We start from the raw sequence: 16,187 nt of genomic DNA, 5'->3' as shown, positions 1-16,187 counted from the left end.
ATCATCGCCTAGCACATTTGCGTTTACACAGGTAAACCACAAAAAAAAGCCAATCATTCCCTTTGTAAAAAAATAAATTTAGATTAAGAGTATGAATATCAAGAACACATCCCTTACTTTATTGGCGGCGCTCGCTTTCTCGCTTAGCGCCTGTGGCGGCTCCGATGGCGATGGCAACATTACCGCGGCCCAAAAGGATTCGAAAGAAGACTCTTCTAGCAGTATTTCTAGCGGATCCCAGACCCCACAAAAACAGGCCATCGACTACTCCCTGGGCAAAGCGATGAACGCCCGCATCGGCAAGGGCATCAACATGGGCAACACCTTCGATGCCACCTGCGAAAGCTGCTGGGGCGCAGGTCCCGTGGAACTGAGTCAGGTGCAGGCGATTGCCGCCGCCGGGTTCAACTCCATCCGCCTCCCGGTCCGTTGGGACCTGGAAGCTGAAAACGAAGCGCCCTACACCATCGCACCCGAATATCTCGCCCGCGTGAAGGAAGTGGTCGGCTGGATCAACGCCGCAGGACTCGTGGCCATTATCAACATGCACCACCACCAGTCTTTCCTGACGGACACGGACGCCGCCAACCAAGATGCGCACATCGCCCGCATCGCAGGCATCTGGCAACAGGTCGCCACCTACTTTGCCGACGTGAGCGACCAGTGGCTGGTATTCGAACTGTTCAACGAACCGAGAGAAGGCGTCACGCCGGATGCCCATAACAAGATGATCGCGACCGTGTTCCCGATTATTAGGCAGCTGAATCCCGGAAGGACCGTTATGTTCGGCTGCAACGACTACAACGCCTATACAGGTATCCGCAAGCTGCAGCTCCCCGCAGACGGCAACATCATCTTTACACCGCATTACTACGTTCCGGCACAGTACGCCTTGCAGGGCGAAAACTATCAGTGCCCCGAAACGATTACAACATGGGAAGGCACGACCAGCGAAATCACCAAAATGACGGAAGACTTCGAAAAGATGCGCAGCCTTGCCGACGAACTCTATCCGGGCGGACTCCCCATCAACATCGGCGAATTCGGCGCAACGGAATGCGGCGGAATCAAATCAAGAGTCAAGTGGGTCCAGCAATTCGTAAAGCTCGCCAAGCAGTATAACGTCAGCTGGAACTACTGGGGATTCACCAACGTGGGCGGCTACGAAATCTTCGACAAGGAACTCGGAACCTGGGCCGATACCGAAACCCTGAACGCACTGCTTAAGTAAGAAAAAACTTCTTGTATACATGCACCCCGGCTCGCCGGGGTGTTTTTTTGCGTGGAAAGTTCCCTAAAGTCATCCTAATTGTCTGGACAAACACATAAGAGTCCCACTTCAGTCATCCTCGACCGAGCGACGCGAAGGAGGGGATCCAGTGAAGGACGTACTTATGATTTCCGACGGGGGGAGACCATTTGTTGCGAGGATGACTATGCCTGGATCCTCCCCCATGCGGGGACCATGCGCACTAAGGCAACACATTGCCAAAGCTGTCCGCCGATTCTATCCCATTCCTGGATCCCGTCGGTCCTGCGGACCTCCAGGATGACGAGGGGGGGCGGGCTGACTGGACGACATAAGGAGTAACATAAACAGAGAAGCCCGCACGAGTGCGGGCTTCTTCTTAAGTTCTAGGGGTACCGATTAGCGGTTTACGAACCACTGAGACTTGGTGATCGAACCCTGACGCATGCGCACGATGTAGGTGCCAGCCGGGATGCTCGAAGCATCGAAACCGACGGTGTGCACACCAGCAGAAAGGTTCTGGTCAAGCAGTGTCTTGACGCGGAGGCCATTGACACTGTAGATATCCACGACGACTCGGCCGGACTTGACGAGGCCCAGGGTCACGTTTTCGCGACCGACCTTGAGGCTGGAAGCGATAGACGGTGCGGCGACCTGCTTGATCGATACCGGCACATACACATCGGCAGGAATCGTCGTCGGGGCCACCACAGAAATCGGCGAACCGCTACCCGTCAAGTTGAACACTGCAGAACCAATCTTGGAATCGGCAACGCCATCGGTCAAGATCGACAGGATAGTCACACTACCCGTATGAGCGCCATCGGGGGTATAAATGAGCTTGGTGCTGTCTTCGCTCATGGCAAGGGTACCCGGATAGTTCGGGTCCAGATAACCGATCCTGAACTTGACTGCATCGCCGTCGACATCGTTTGCACGCATCGTCACGAGCGTAATTTCGACAGGAGCGGTATTGGGTTTGCTGCCCATATTGGCCTTGGCGTAAATCGTCGGAGCCATGTTACCGCAAATGAGAGTGACCTTACCCGTTGCGGAGCCCTTAGCATTCTTGGCCGTATAGGTCAAGGTCACTTGACCTTCGCCAGCCGGAGTAAAGACGATGGTATCACCCACAACGGCAGCCTGACCGGCAGTCACTTCGGCAGCAGTCACAGAAAGACCAGATGCACCCTTGGAAAGCGGGTTGACAGCACCGAGCTTTGCAAGCGTGAGCTTAGTAGCCTTCTTGTAGCTGACAGCAATCGTAGTATCCTTGAGAATCGGCTTACGGTCCGTGATCGTGATCACGATGCGTTCCTTGGTCGTAACGTCTCCGGAAGTCACAGAATAATTGATAACAACCTTTTCAGGAGAACCGAATTCGGCACTCTGGAAAGTAATGGAGTTGTCCGTCTTGGTTACGGTACCGGAATTCGTGGATACCTCGGAAATCGTACCGCGGATACCAAGTTCTGTCGAGAAGGTCTTGGAAGCACCTTCGGCAATGGAAGCCTTGATGGTATTACCCATCGGGTGAGAAGAAGGCACGAAAGAAGTCCACTTGTTGGTCCCCATAAAGGCAGCAAAGACGCCTGCCGTGGAGCTCGTTCCAGAGAAACTGCTCAGGTAGTTATCCAGGTTTGCCGTGTTGGCACCAGTCGGGAACATGGCAGAAGTCTGGTCATCTGCACCGGCGAACCACATACAGCCGCTCACCTTGTTCTGGTCCATCCAGGAACGCCATCCAGAAGCATCGCTCACGCCGCCATTACCGTCGGCACCGGTTGCGCCCCATTCCGTAATAAACGTGGGAGCACCAGACGCCTTGTTACTCTGATAGCTGTTATGGTTTGCAGCAGCATAGAAGTGCAGCGTATAGGCAATATTCTTGTACTTATTGTGCAAGCCCTGTGCAGCCTGTTCATTGGGCTTGGAAGAATAGAAGTTCGTACCGACAATCACCAGGTTTTCGTTACCCGTACCACGGATAGCCGCCGTTACGGTCTCCGCATAGGAATTGATCTGGCTTGCAGAGGCACTAACCGGTTCGTTATAGATTTCCCAAATCAGGTTCGGGACATCCTTGTATTCCGTGGCCATTTCCTTAAAGAAATTGGCGGCTTCGGAGGTTTCAGAATGTGCATTATGGGAATGCCAGTCCACAATCACGTAGATGTCGTTTTCGATAGCGGCATCCACAATCTTCTTGATTAAATTCTTGGTCAAGAGCTTATAGTTGCTACCGCCATCGGGCGTAGAGAGGTAACCATAGCTCGTCACCATCTTGTCGGCGCCATCGGATGCAGCAATCGGCTGAGAATTTTCGGCATAGTACTTGATAGCCATCGGGGCACGAATGACACTGATTCCGAAATTGAGCGTGAACCAGTCCACCGTAATCGGGTCAAAAAGGACAGCCGGATCGCCCGTAGACCAGAAAAGGCTGGGTCCCTTGAGCTGAATGGGAGTGGAAGTACCCGTTTTTTCACCACAGATGTCAGATCCGCAAGACACCAATTTGCCAAAGTGGCTCACCGGACCCGCGAACGAGCACAAGGATGCCGCCAGGAGGAAGCCGGTCATTTTCTTTGCTATGGACATAAAAACCTCTTATAAAAACTTGCCTAGTAAAAATAATCACTTATTTTTTATTTAGGAGGCGTTTTTTGTAAAAACTCTGTTTCTTACTGTAAACACCGGGGCATTTTCCGTTTTCAAAGTGTTCCCAGTGATATATATCACGGGTATGTAAATATTTGTACATCAAAAAGATGCAAGTTTTCGAGTAGAAATGTTCCGTCTGGATCCCGTCGGTCCTGCGGACCTCCAGGATGACGTGAGGGGACGGGCTGCCAGGATGACTGCGCGTGGATCCTCCCCATGCGGGAACCATGCGCACACTAAGGCAACACGTTGCCAAGTGCTGTCCGCCGTCGGTCCTGCGGACCTCCAGGATGACGTAAGAGGACGGGCTGCCTGGATGGCGTGAGAGGGGGGCCGACAGGATGACGAAAGTGCAAGCGAGAGGGCCGGCTCCAGGGGAAAGATTCTGCCGAATTTAGACAGCCCTGGCGTTTAGGGACGGACGAGGGTGCCGCCCCAGTGTTCGTCGAAAAATTCTCGGAAAAGGGGCTCCGGGCCGTTCCGGAATTCCTCGATGACCTCGGCAACGGGGCGCCCGCTGCGGTAAAGTTCGCGGTAGGCGCGGGAAAGCGCCTGAATGCGTTCTTCGGGGAAACTTTCCGGATGCAGCCGCAGGGCATGCAGGTTCAGCGCACCGAAGCGAATGGGGTTGCCGGACGCCTTGGCGCACGGCGGAACGTCGCGATCCACCTTGTGCGTGCCACCCACGAAAGCGTAGGCGCCCACCTGATTGCGCTGCTGGATGGCGGTAACGCCACCGATAGTCGCATATTCACCGATACGCACGTGGCCGCCCAGTTGGCAGCTGTTTGCGATAACGACGCCCGTGCGGATGTCACAGTCATGGGCGATATGCGAATAGGCCATCACAAGCACTTTGCTAGCCACACGGGTACAACCGCCCCCCTGCACCGTACCGCGGTTTAGCGTGCAATATTCGCGGATGGTGCAGTTTTCGCCAATTTCGAGACGGGTCGGTTCGCCCGCATACTTCAAGTCTTGCGGAGGGCCACCGAGGATTGCACCGTCATACACATGCGTATTCTTGCCGATGGAAACCCCTCCGTAAACATGTACGCGGGATTCCAGAACGACTCCTTCAGCAATTTCGGCACCAGCATCGACCAGACACCAAGGGCCAATAACGGCGGATTCGTGGACTTTGGCCTGCGGATGAACAAATGCGGAAGGATGGATCATACTTATGAATTCAGAATTCGGAGTTCAGAGTTAAAAATTAGAAAATACAATTCCGAATTCCGAAATCCGAATTCCGATTTTTCTAACTTTAAGCACATGGGTGGTATTATCATCGCGAGCCTTACCGCATTATACGTGCTGTTGTTCCTATTCTTTATTATAGGAGTTATCCGCACGCACCGTTACAGGGGCCCGAAGGCTACTCCGAGTGTCACGGTCGTGGTGCCGATGAGGAACGAAGAGGAATTCGCGCAGCGCACGTTGGAAGCTCTAGCCGAGCAGGATTACATGGGCCAGTGGGAAGTGATTTGCGTCGACGACCGCTCGACGGATTCCACCAAGGAAATTCTCGAAAAGTTTGCGGCCACCCACCCGAAATTCAAAGTGCTTTCCCTTTCGCCGGATTTACCGCAGATTGCAAGCCCCAAGAAACGTGCGCTGGAAAGCGCTTTCAAGATTGCTAAGTACGAAGTGCTTTTGACCATGGACGCCGACTGCATCCCGCGCAAGAGCTGGATTACCGCGATGGCGGGCCGCTTTGTAGACGGTATATGCATTGTGCAGGGGCCCAAGCAGAACAACGGTAGCCGTACGATGCCGCACCTTTACCAGAAACTGGAAACGCTCGGCTACACCGCCATGGAAGCCGCCGGATTCAGCTGGGGACACCCCATCGTAGCAAGCGCCGCCTGCCTTGCCTACAAAAAGGATTTGTTCTTTGCCGTGGGCGGTTTCGGCGACTTGGTGAACCTTTCGAGCGGCGACGACGACATGCTCATCCACAAGATGATGAAAATCCCCGGCACCAAGGTCTGTTACAACCTGGACAAGGACGCCGTGATCGAAACGGCCCCGGTACACACCTGGAAGCAGCTCTTTAACCAACGCGCCCGCTGGAGCAGCAACGGCACCAACTACGAAAGCAAGGCATACATCCTGATGCTCACGCTGATTTACACCTACTACATCTGGATGTTCATTAGCCCCTGGTGCGTGCTCTTTTTGGATTGCCCGTGGCAGTGGTGCGTATTCAGCATCTTGCCGAAGGTGGTCGTGGACTTTGTGTTCCTGATGATCGCTTCTTGGAAGTTGCATTCCAAGCGCAAGATGCTTGCGTTCTTGCCCACCGAAATCATCCAGATTCCGATGATTGTGTTCGCCGTGCCGGCAGGCATTACGGGCATGTTCAGGTGGAAGTAATCAAACGTTTTTTTCTGAAATAGGGTCTCGCGAAGGCACTTTTTGAGGTTTTGTACCTATAAACAAAGCTTTTACGGTCGTTTTATAGGTATGAAAAAGACAAAAAAAGAATGCTTGTCGCGTCATTGAATGGCTGAAGCAATAATGACACCTATAAACGAGGTCCAATATAGCTGTTTTATAGGTACAAAGAAATTAATTTGTTTGCAAAATCAAGAAAACGTACCTATAAAAAGGATTTTTTTCAAAGTTTATAGGTACGCCTAGAAAAAAAGAATAATCCGCTTACCTATAAAAGTCTCTTTTCTCCCCTTTTTATAGGTAAATTTGGAGGCAGCATCGAGAATGACTAGGCAATAATCTCTTTCGCCCAGGCGAGGGCGGCTTCGGCATTCGCAATCTTGCCGTCGAGTTGTAGTTCGAAACTCGCCTTGATGATGTCACCCATCTGCTTTCCCGGTTTCACGCCCAGGTCCATGAGCATCTTGCCCGTGAGGTAGGGCTGCGGGGCTGCTTCGAGCAGGTCGTATTCGGCGGCGGAGCGCCACAGTTTTTCGGCGAAGTCACAGTCGGTTGCGAAGAATTCGCGAGGGGCGCATTGGACCAGCAGGCAAAGGAGCTTCAGGCCGCCGAGCTTTACCGCGAGGCGGCGGAGTGCAGGAGCATCTTCCACAATCGAAGGGGCGATTTCGCGGAACGATTTCAGGAGCGGCGGGACAATCTTCAGGAGATGCACCTCGTTCGTGATGCGTTCTAGGAACTTTAGCGAAGTTTCGGCGCTACCCGCAAGAAGCGCCGCGAAGGCGAATTCCATCGTCTGCGCTTCCGAAAGGGAGCAGGGGCCATTTCTCGCAAGGCAGGCGTCGCGCAGCGAAGCCATGCTGTCGAGGACAGCGCCAAGCGCGTCCCAGGAATTTTCGAACGGACGGATTTCGGGGAAATATTCGTCGAGCTTGATATCCAAAAAAGCCTTTAGGCCAAGAGAAGGCTTGCCCGGCTTTAAAAGCCACTTCTTGAATTCCTCGAACAGGCGTTCCACAGAAAGGTCGTCCAGCGAAAGCGTGCGGCATAGTTCTACCGTAGAAGGCGCGAGCGTGCAACCGAAGCGGCTTGCAAATTGCACGCCGCGCAAGATGCGCAGGGAGTCTTCGGCAAAGGCAGGCCCCACATGACGCAGCGTATGCGTCTTCAGGTCATCGATACCGCCGTACGGATCGCAGAGCGTGAGATCCGGCAGTTCCATGCCCATGGCGTTGATGGTAAAATCGCGGCGGAGGGCCGCTTCCTTGAAGCTGAGTTTTTCGTCGGTATGCACCACGAAGCCGCGGTGCCCGTAGCCGACCTTGCTTTCGGTACGCGGGAAGGAGAAGTCGAGCGAAAGCCCCTTCATGGCGAGGTGAATGACGCCGAACGCCTTGCCGACCAGATTCGTGCGGCCGTACTTCGAAAGAATCGGGACCAGCGCGTCCTGCGCCATGTCGTAGACTTCCACGTCGTAATCGCGGCAGGACTTGCCTAAAAGAGCGTCGCGGACCCAGCCGCCCACCAAATAGGCGCGACCACCCGCTTCGCGGATATCGTTTGCAATCTTGAGGAGGCGCCCCGGCAAATCCGGTTCGAACCATTCACCGGCAAGAGTCTGAATTTTTGCCATTTACAGCATCCACCTTACTGAAAGTTTCCGACGTCGGCCGCGGAGGTATCGGCGGCGGTTTCAGCAGCAGGGCTTTCAGCCGGGGCGTTTTCCGCAGAAGGTTCTACGTTCTTGTAACGGTCATAGATGCTCACCGTCTTTTCGCCCGAGGAATCCTTGAGCGCCTCGGAGACGGAGACGTCATCGCTTGCACCGGATGCCTTTTCGGAAGCTGAACCGTTCGAATTGTCTGCGGCAGCGGACTTGGATTTTGAAGAATCCGATGCGGCGAAGCGGTCATAGATGCTCTGGCGCGTCGCGGCACCCGCCGCCTTTTTCTCGGCTTCCTGCTCGCGGCAGACACGCAATTCCTCTTCGGCGTAGGCGCGCTGGTCCGGCGAATAGGTCATGGTATTCAGACGGTATTCCATCTCGTCGCAAACAAGCCCCTGGCGTTCACCCGCGCAGCCGACCAAAGTCGCTACCGCGGCAACAGCGGCAACGGACATCCACAATACAAGACGATTCATGAAAGACCTCTTCAAACCTAATGAACGATGATGAACTTGCCCTTCTTCTTTTTGGGGCCGTTATTGACAACATAATAGTAGACGCCCGGAGCCACGAGCTTGCCGCTCTTGTCCCTACCGTTCCACTCAAGGCGACCTCCCAGGACATCGTCGCCCTTAAAGGTCCGGATGAGCGCACCGCCGCGGTTATAGATGCTCACGACTGCATTTTCCGTAAAGCCCTCGATAATGAAGAAGGCGTGTTCCTTGGGCCTGAAGGGAACCGGATAAGCCCGGAACAGAACCCGAGTCGAATCCGTCAAGTTCGCACTCGCATCCTTGAGGTCGTTGCGCTGGTAGTAACTGATTCCCCTTTCGTGCGCAAACCAGGCGATACCATCGACGGCATCGATCGCCACGTCGGAAACATTGTCGCTGAGCAAGCCGTTACGGGAATTATAATTGACAACCGAAAGCGTGTCCGGAGACGACTTCTTTTGCGTCAAGCGGTACACCCCGTGGCCCGTAGTGCCCACCCAGATATTCCCGTGGACATCCGCATCGATCGACGTATACTCGACACCGCGAAGACCGTTTGTAGAAGACGGAACGATCAAGCTATCGCGATCGGTATCAAGATACGCCAGGTTCGACATAGAAACTATCCAGAGGCGTTTTTTGACCGAGTTGTAAACCATGTCCAGGGGAGCAGGATTAATTCCCCTGAAAGTCTTGGAAGTCCCATTCGAAAGTTCCCCACCATTCGACCTTGGGGCAGGAAACACGTACATATCCACGCCGCCCAAGTCGGCAAGAGCAGTCCCTTGCTTGCTTGCCACGTAGATGACCCAGGAACCGTTCTCGTCGACCGTCGCGTACATCGGACCGGGCACCGGCTCCTTACCGATATTCTTCGCGCAGCGGACATCGCCATTCTTGGTAAAGTAAACGATGCTGTAACCGGAGTTGCTCCCCGTCGCCGTCAGGAATCCCGAATTGTCGGGAGCGGGAACCACAAACTGGGAAATGGGGAAGTTCTCGAGATAGTTATCAAAACAGTACCCGTCTGTCGGTTTAAAGGAATACTCCAGCTCCGTTCCCCAATGGGAAAAAATCTGGTAAACAAAGCCCCATATATGGTTGAACACCGTCCCGTCCGGAAGAACCGACAAAACCTTCATCCTAGCCGAATAGGCATTAAAGCCGTTCCCCAGCCCGCCAAAGACATATTCGGGCTCACGCCAGCCCGTCGTTTTGGCATAGCCAATCTTTCCGTCAACAGAAGCGGCAAGGATTCCGCCCATAGGCATAGCCTGAAGTTCGTAGGCCTCGCCCAAGGTGTAGCGCTCGTAAGGCAACTCCACAATTCTCGGAGTTCCCTGGTCATGCAAGAACAAAATCGTGTAAGGCCCCACCAGGAAGTACCCGTCCTTCGAGCGCACGGTCCAGCGGACACGGCAACCGTTGTTGTCGAACAGGAACGATTCCGTCAGAATCTCTTCACCCGCAACAACCTTGGTAGAATCCCACGGTGCGAACTCGGGAACTGCATTTTCCGCTGCGAGCAGGTTCCAGGAAGCGGCATCGCTAAGGTGAATGTCCGAGGCCAGATTATCCCAGTCCATGACGCGGGAATAGGATGCCCGTTCCGTCTTGACATAAAGAGTGTCCCCGTGTACAGCCAGTTGCCGTAGCGGGTTCATCTGCAGCGGATAGTTACCGATCCGTTCGACGGTCAGGAGCGATGTCGACTTGAAAAGGTCAAAAAAGGCAAGACGGTCTTCGAACGCGATAACCAGGATGTTCTTCCCCAGAACGGCCCCGCGGGGAACCGCGCGGACATTATTCTTGACATAGGATCGGTTGAGGACCCGCCATGTGTTGCCATCGCCATTGATGGCCACCACGATACCATATTCGGAAACGGCGAATGTCCCTAGCGGAGAGGAAACGACAGAATAGAACGCCGACGTTTCCAAGCCGTCGTGCGAGAGAAAAACACGGTCGCCCTCCAAGGTGCGAAAACGGAGTCCCCCGTCGGTCGCGAGCATGATTCCGTTGTCACCATAGGGAACAACATCATAAATGGGGAACGGGTCGGAAAAGGCTCCCCAACGGTCAGCGGCGAACAGCTGAACCGTAAATATAAGCACGATTGCAATTAGCGAAAACTTCACCCTTTAAAATTACGAAAATTCACTCGCACGCGCGAGCAAGTCATCTAATTTTGGGCTTGCAGAATCGCTCTTTTTCAATAACGACAGGTAGATATCGCGCTTCTCGCGCATTTTTTTGAATGCCGACGCCTTCCGCTTGAAGAATGTACCCTTGTCCGTGCCGCAAAAGAGACTCGCCTCCTCGGCACGTATTCCGCCAATGCTCGAGAACTCCACCGCCATTTTCTCGGCTGCGGTGAGAGGCTTCATCAACTTGTCTAGCTGGTTACGCACAAAAAGGAAGCGACGGTTCTCGCATATTTCACGCTCGATTTTCCCTGCAGAATACTTTGCCCCCGATTCCATAACATCCGTAAGGCGGACTATTCGGCGGTTCTTGCGGTGGAGATCGCGATGCGTATTCCGGATAACCGTCATAAACCAGGGAAAAATGGGTTTTTCATGATCGAGGACATTCGCCGATCGGCAGAATCGAAGGGCTACCTCTTGAAAAAGATCCTTTGCGTGGTCGGTATCCTTACTCCGGGCGCAGCAGAGTTTGTAAATTTGAGTAGCGTTCTTGCGCCACACCTTTTCTACCCAATTGGGAGGCTGTTCTGTTAAAATTCTTGATTTGGACATTTCACAAACCGGAATTTCGACAGCAATCTTTCAGTTAAGAATAAATTTATGAAAATAAAAGATATAAAAAAGAAAAATCGTCATTTTGCAAACAACTGTTTGCAAGAATCCGCCACTTTTTTTATTTTGTTCCTTTTTAGCATAATTTATCCGCAATCCGTGCAAGCGGAAGAGTTCAACATGAACTCGATGCCGCCTCCGGACATGCTCATGGAATATAGCGCCGGAGCACTGAAGGACGGGGGAAAAATAACCGTAAGCATTACCGTGCCGGACAAGTGGCACGTGAACGCGAACGAGGTGACCGACGAATTCCTGAAACCCTCCTCGATTGAAGTCAAGGCGGAAGGAATAGAATTCGGCGATGCCGTGTGGCCTGCCCCCATCCGGGAATACAACGAGGCGCTGGAACTTGAAATCCTGACATTCCGCGGGACGTTCACCGTCGAAATCCCGGTAAAGGGCGTCGCGAAGAACGGCGACGGTTCGGAAGCGGGCTACGACAGCCTCGGAACCGAGGTGACGTTCCACTACCAGGCGTGCGACAATTCGATTTGTTTGGCACCGGCAAGCAAGACGATCCGGCTTGACGGGAAATCTGCCGGGAACGGGACCGCCGCGAAATCGGCCAGCAAGTTTACCATCGAGAACGCGACCGACAACAGTTCTCTGGACGGAACCACAAAAAAAAACGACCCTGAAGTAGAGGGGAATGCGTCGGGGGACCTTGACGGTTTTGCGTCGGGGGACCGCGGCAGTGTTGCGTCGGAGAACCGCGCCGGGGTATTGGCGCTGTTGTTCTTCGCTTTTATCGGCGGAATTATCCTGAACCTGATGCCGTGCGTGCTGCCGGTGCTTTCTCTTAAGTTGTTCAGCCTGATTAAGCAGGCTGGTGAAAGTCGCGGACGGCTCCTCGCCTTGGGAGGAGCCACGACGGCGGGCATCCTCGTGAGTTTTTGGGTGCTGGCCGCCGTCGTCGCCGCCGTCAAGGCCGGCGGCGGGTCCGCGGGCTGGGGCATGCAATTCCAGAGCGCAGGTTTCATCGCCTTCATGGTGGTGATTCTGACCGCATTTGCCATGAGCTTCTTCGGCATCTTTGAAATCTGGCTTCCGTGGAACGCCACCACCAGGATGGATGCCGCGGGACACAAGGCAGGACTCGCTGGAGCCTTCTTTACCGGCGCACTGCTCGTTCTTTTAAGTACGCCCTGTTCGGCGCCCTTCCTCGGCACCGCCATGGGATTCGCCTTCACCGCCAGCACCCCGGTGCTGTTCCTTTTCTTTACGGCGGCGGGTCTCGGGCTCGCCCTCCCCTACATACTCGTGAGCGCCTTCCCGAAAATCCTCAAGGTATTCCCGAAACCGGGAGCGTGGATGGTTCGCCTGCAAAAGGTGATGGGCGTATTGCTCCTCGCGACCGTCGCATGGCTTCTTTGGCTTGTAAACGAACAGGCGGGAATGGCAGGCGTCGGGATGTTCGCCGTTGTCGTGGCGGCAAGCATCGGAGGGAGCATTATTGTCGGAAAATTCGCGCCGCCGGGAGCAGCCTTTAAACGCGAACTCATAACCCTCGGAGGAAGCATCGTTGTTATTGCGGCCGTCTGGTTTGCAGTCATCGCCCCGCAATACGATGCAGCCGCTACGGAACACTTTAACGCCCGTATGCAGGAACAGATGACAGCCGACGGTTGGTACCGTTACAGCCCCGCGCTCATCGAAGAATTCGCGAAGGCGAAACGCACCGTGTTCATCGATGCGACCGCCGACTGGTGCCTCACCTGCAAGACGAACGAAGCCGCAGTCCTCAACCGTGACGAATTCCGCCATGCCATGGACAGCCTCGGTGTCGCCCTCGTGAAAGCCGACTGGACCCGCGAAACCCCCGAGGTGAACGCGCTCCTTAAAAGCATGGGAAAATCGGGCGTGCCCGCTTATGCCATCTACCCCGCAGGTGATGCCACAAAACAAATCGTGCTGCCGGAATTGCTCACGACAGCAGCGATTGTGGAGAAAATTGTAGGAAAGTAACTACCGCTTGCCTTCGCGTTTATAGCGGTCAATGCATTCCTGGTAGAAGTCGAAGGTCTGCTGGGCGATTGACTTCCAGCTGAACACGTCGATGGCGCGCTTGCGGCTGACTTCGCCCATCTTCTTCGCAAGTTCTGGGTTTTCGAGAATCTTGTTAAGCTTGTTCGCAAAATCAGTCTGGAAAGCCTTCGGGTCGGCCGGTTCAAAGTCGGTTTCAGACTTCGCCTTGAGCGGCACCAGGAATCCGGTTTCGCCGTCCACGATGATTTCGGGAATGCCGCCCACCGCAGAACCCACCACCGGAGTACCGCAGCTCATGGCTTCGAGGTTGATGATGCCGAACGGTTCGTAAAGGGAAGGTGTCGCGAACACGGTCGCATGGCTGTAAAGCACGCGGAGTTCTTCATGCGGAACGGCTTCCTGAATCCACACCACGCCGTCGCGAGTCTTCTGTACCTCTTCGATGAGGGCCTTACATTCGTCGGCAAGTTCAATGGTATCGGGGGCACCGGCGCAGAGCACCACCTGGGCACTCTTGTCGATCTGCGGAATCGCCTGGATCAGCTGGCTGATGCCCTTCTGGCGCGTAATGCGACCCACGAACAGCACATAAGGACGCTTCGGGTCTACACCCCACTTGGTAAGGATTTTTTCGTCGAAAGTCGGCGCATAGAAATCCGGATCGATACCGTTGTAGATTACCTTGACGCGGTCTTCGGGAACGCCGTAAAGCTTCATCACGTCGCGCTTCATGCCCTCACTCACGGCAATCACGCCATCGGCAGCTTCGTAAGCGGTGCGTTCAATCCAGCAACTCATGGCGTAACCGCCGTCACCCAGCTGCTCCGCCTTCCACGGACGGTGCGGTTCCAGCGAATGCGTCGTCAAAATCAACGGGCACTGCAGAAGACGGCTAGCGAGCACGCCGCCAAAGTGGCTGTACCACGTATGGCAATGAATCACGTCGATATCCTTGAGCGAAGCCGCCCACTGGAGGTCGATATCAAGCGGCTTGAAAATTTTCTGGAAGCGGTCGTCTTCGGGGTTGAGCCCGAGCTTGCGCGAAAAGCCGAGCGCGTGGATATTGTTTTCGTCCACGTTCTGAACTCCAAAGCAGCGCGCCTCGATGTGGCAAAGCTTTGCAAGTTCCTGCGTCAGGAACTTCACGTGGATACCGGCACCGCCATAAATTTCAGGCGGGAATTCGTTCGTCAAAATTGCAGCGTTCATAATAGTAGTCGGTTAGGAGTAAAGAGTGGTTTGTTTTCATCAATAATTATAAAAAAAGCAAAAAGGATGGCAAGGCATTCTTAAAGAAAACACCCCGCCCATTCGGACGGGGTGTAAGGAGTGAGTGTGGAGTTTCTTAAAAATTCTTACACTGGCCTTTCCACTTGCCATCGTGGCCGGCGATGTTTCCGTTGATGTACTTGCCGCTCGTGCCGACAAAGTCCGCCTTGCGCCATTCCTCGCCACCGAGGTGCCAGCGCATCCAGGCAACCGTAGCGGCCATGCCGTCCCAGGAACCGGAACCGTGACCGTAACCGCATTCCCTGCGGCCAGGAGCGACTTCGTAGCATTCGGTACCCTTGCCACCCGTCATCTGGATAAGGCATGCAGGCGCCTTGACATTTGCGTTGTTGTAATCGTTCTCGGCGTTGCCGCGTTCCATGCCGCCTTCACCGTAGAGGATAGCTATAGTCCGGTCGGTCGCCACCTTCATGGCTCCGACACCGTCCCAGTCTCCGCTGTTGTTGAGGAATGCGGTAAGCACGCGCCTGTCCTTGATGAGGGCCTGTTCGGATTCAAGACCACCCATAGAGTGGCCCGAGCAACCGACCGTATTCATGTCGAGTTTGCCAAACAACGGACTATTCGAATCCTTGTTCAGCCCATCCAGCCAGTCGAGAGCCTTGATAGCCTGGGTCGCATTACCCGGAGATTCCTTGAGGGCAACCACCACAAAGCCGTGGGAAGCGAGTCTACGAATCATGCCTTCGTAAGCACTCGGTTTTGTACCACCACCGGGGCCCCATACCACGACGGCGTGTTTCTGGTCCGGATTGTCGGTCAAGCGCTTGGGGTACGCAAGGATTCCTTCCCCATCCCAGCCGGTATTCGTCTTGTACTCGACTTCCACATAGTTCTTTTCTTCTTCCTTGTCGTTCGCGAGGAAAATTTTAGGCACGGCGGGCTTCGCTTCTTCGCTGGAAGAAGAAACTTCGGCCGCCGAGCTTGCCGGAATTTCGCTAGCGCTGGAACTGGAAAGCGGAACAGGATCAGCGATGCCTTCGGAGCTGCTGGAAACCGGCGTCAAAATCGTATCTATCATACCATGAACGGGTTCATCGCCACAAGCGTTCGGCAAGCTAGAGGCCACACAAGGGTCCGCCCAAGGATCATCTGGATTAACGAGAGAATCCGTTCCCTGCTGAGCGGGATCGGCCGGATTCAAAGCCGGATCGCCAGCACCACCCTGGGCCGGATCCGTTGCAGGATCGGTCGGATTCGTAGGATTGCCGGGATTGGCAGGATTATCCGTCGCGGGGGAAGCCGCTGTCGGATTTGCAGTATTCTGATTGTCGTTCGCAGCAGTAGAACTGTCGCAGCTCACTAAGGCCATGACAGCACCCGCTATCACAAAGCCCCTTGCCAAATTCTTAAAGAACATCGTTTTCATTGTGACTCCTTTTTCCAACACCGATATAAAGATACCTTGAAAAAAAGCTGAAAAAACACCCCGAATTTTTTTCCCATGGACAAAAAATCCAAGCGCCGTTGACGATTTGTCAATAAGGGTCTCGGTTGCAAACCTCCCCAAAAGTTGTAAATTTGAGAATACAAACGATGTCGTAAAAATATGGTCGAGGAAACTCGGAATTTCTCCGTCAAAGTTATTGATTCCGCTGAGTTACGCTTCGGGATTG

The 16,187-nt window shown here is 54.1% G+C and carries 11 protein-coding genes; 3 read left to right on the top strand and 8 right to left on the bottom strand.

The genetic code is table 11. The annotated features are described in order from the left end of the window. The first annotated feature begins 91 nt into the window (after positions 1-91). Complete coding sequence (locus BUA93_RS09945) at positions 92-1,231, top strand: glycoside hydrolase family 5 protein (RefSeq protein WP_072979022.1); 1,140 nt, start codon at positions 92-94, stop codon at positions 1,229-1,231. Positions 1,232-1,648: 417 nt separating this feature from the next. Here the strand turns inward: BUA93_RS09945 and BUA93_RS09940 are convergent, their stop codons facing one another. Both BUA93_RS09940 and lpxA read right to left on the bottom strand, forming a co-directional pair. Next, complete coding sequence (locus tag BUA93_RS09940) at positions 1,649-3,850, bottom strand: cellulase family glycosylhydrolase (protein ID WP_072979021.1); 2,202 nt, start codon at positions 3,848-3,850, stop codon at positions 1,649-1,651. Positions 3,851-4,324: 474 nt separating this feature from the next. Further along, on the bottom strand, positions 4,325-5,092 hold the full coding sequence (lpxA, locus tag BUA93_RS09930; protein ID WP_072979019.1) for an acyl-ACP--UDP-N-acetylglucosamine O-acyltransferase: 768 nt from the start codon (positions 5,090-5,092) through the stop codon (positions 4,325-4,327). A gap of 96 nt (positions 5,093-5,188) precedes the next feature. Here lpxA and BUA93_RS09925 point away from each other — a divergent pair, with 96 nt between their 5' ends. After that, positions 5,189-6,292: a glycosyltransferase gene (locus tag BUA93_RS09925; protein WP_072979018.1), complete on the top strand. Its 1,104-nt coding sequence runs from the start codon at positions 5,189-5,191 to the stop codon at positions 6,290-6,292. A gap of 349 nt (positions 6,293-6,641) precedes the next feature. Here BUA93_RS09925 and BUA93_RS09920 read toward each other — a convergent pair whose 3' ends face one another. From BUA93_RS09920 to BUA93_RS09905, 4 genes are read right to left on the bottom strand one after another with little or no spacing between them, the layout of a single operon-like run. Continuing rightward, entirely contained in the window at positions 6,642-7,946 is a 1,305-nt protein-coding gene (locus BUA93_RS09920; RefSeq protein WP_072979017.1) for a CCA tRNA nucleotidyltransferase, read from the bottom strand. 14 nt (positions 7,947-7,960) lie between these two features. Beyond that, positions 7,961-8,455, bottom strand: a complete 495-nt coding sequence (locus BUA93_RS09915) for a hypothetical protein (RefSeq protein WP_175547419.1) — start codon at positions 8,453-8,455, stop codon at positions 7,961-7,963. Between the two features lie 17 nt (positions 8,456-8,472). Beyond that, the gene (locus tag BUA93_RS09910) at positions 8,473-10,611 is read right to left on the bottom strand and encodes a T9SS type B sorting domain-containing protein (protein WP_072979015.1); all 2,139 of its coding nucleotides are present in this window, start codon (positions 10,609-10,611) and stop codon (positions 8,473-8,475) included. Between the two features lie 9 nt (positions 10,612-10,620). Continuing rightward, positions 10,621-11,232 carry an RNA polymerase sigma factor gene (locus BUA93_RS09905; RefSeq protein ID WP_072979014.1) on the bottom strand — a complete coding sequence of 204 codons (612 nt, stop codon included), beginning with the start codon at positions 11,230-11,232 and terminating at the stop codon, positions 10,621-10,623. A 180-nt stretch (positions 11,233-11,412) separates the two neighbouring features. Between BUA93_RS09905 and BUA93_RS09900 the strand changes: the two genes are divergently transcribed. Further along, on the top strand, positions 11,413-13,260 hold the full coding sequence (locus BUA93_RS09900; protein WP_072979513.1) for a protein-disulfide reductase DsbD family protein: 1,848 nt from the start codon (positions 11,413-11,415) through the stop codon (positions 13,258-13,260). On the opposite strand, the gene glgA is transcribed toward BUA93_RS09900, so the two are convergent. Together glgA and BUA93_RS09890 are read right to left on the bottom strand one after the other, a co-directional pair. After that, positions 13,261-14,490 carry a glycogen synthase gene (glgA, locus tag BUA93_RS09895; protein WP_072979013.1) on the bottom strand — a complete coding sequence of 410 codons (1,230 nt, stop codon included), beginning with the start codon at positions 14,488-14,490 and terminating at the stop codon, positions 13,261-13,263. Positions 14,491-14,626: 136 nt separating this feature from the next. Continuing rightward, complete coding sequence (locus BUA93_RS09890) at positions 14,627-15,940, bottom strand: poly(ethylene terephthalate) hydrolase family protein (protein ID WP_254793936.1); 1,314 nt, start codon at positions 15,938-15,940, stop codon at positions 14,627-14,629. Positions 15,941-16,187 lie beyond the last annotated feature (247 nt).

The sequence above is a fragment of the Fibrobacter sp. UWH4 genome (assembly GCF_900142475.1).
Classification (GTDB): domain Bacteria; phylum Fibrobacterota; class Fibrobacteria; order Fibrobacterales; family Fibrobacteraceae; genus Fibrobacter.
The sequence above is the reverse complement of the archived record's forward strand: the minus strand, read 5'-3'. Positions and strand labels throughout refer to the sequence as shown.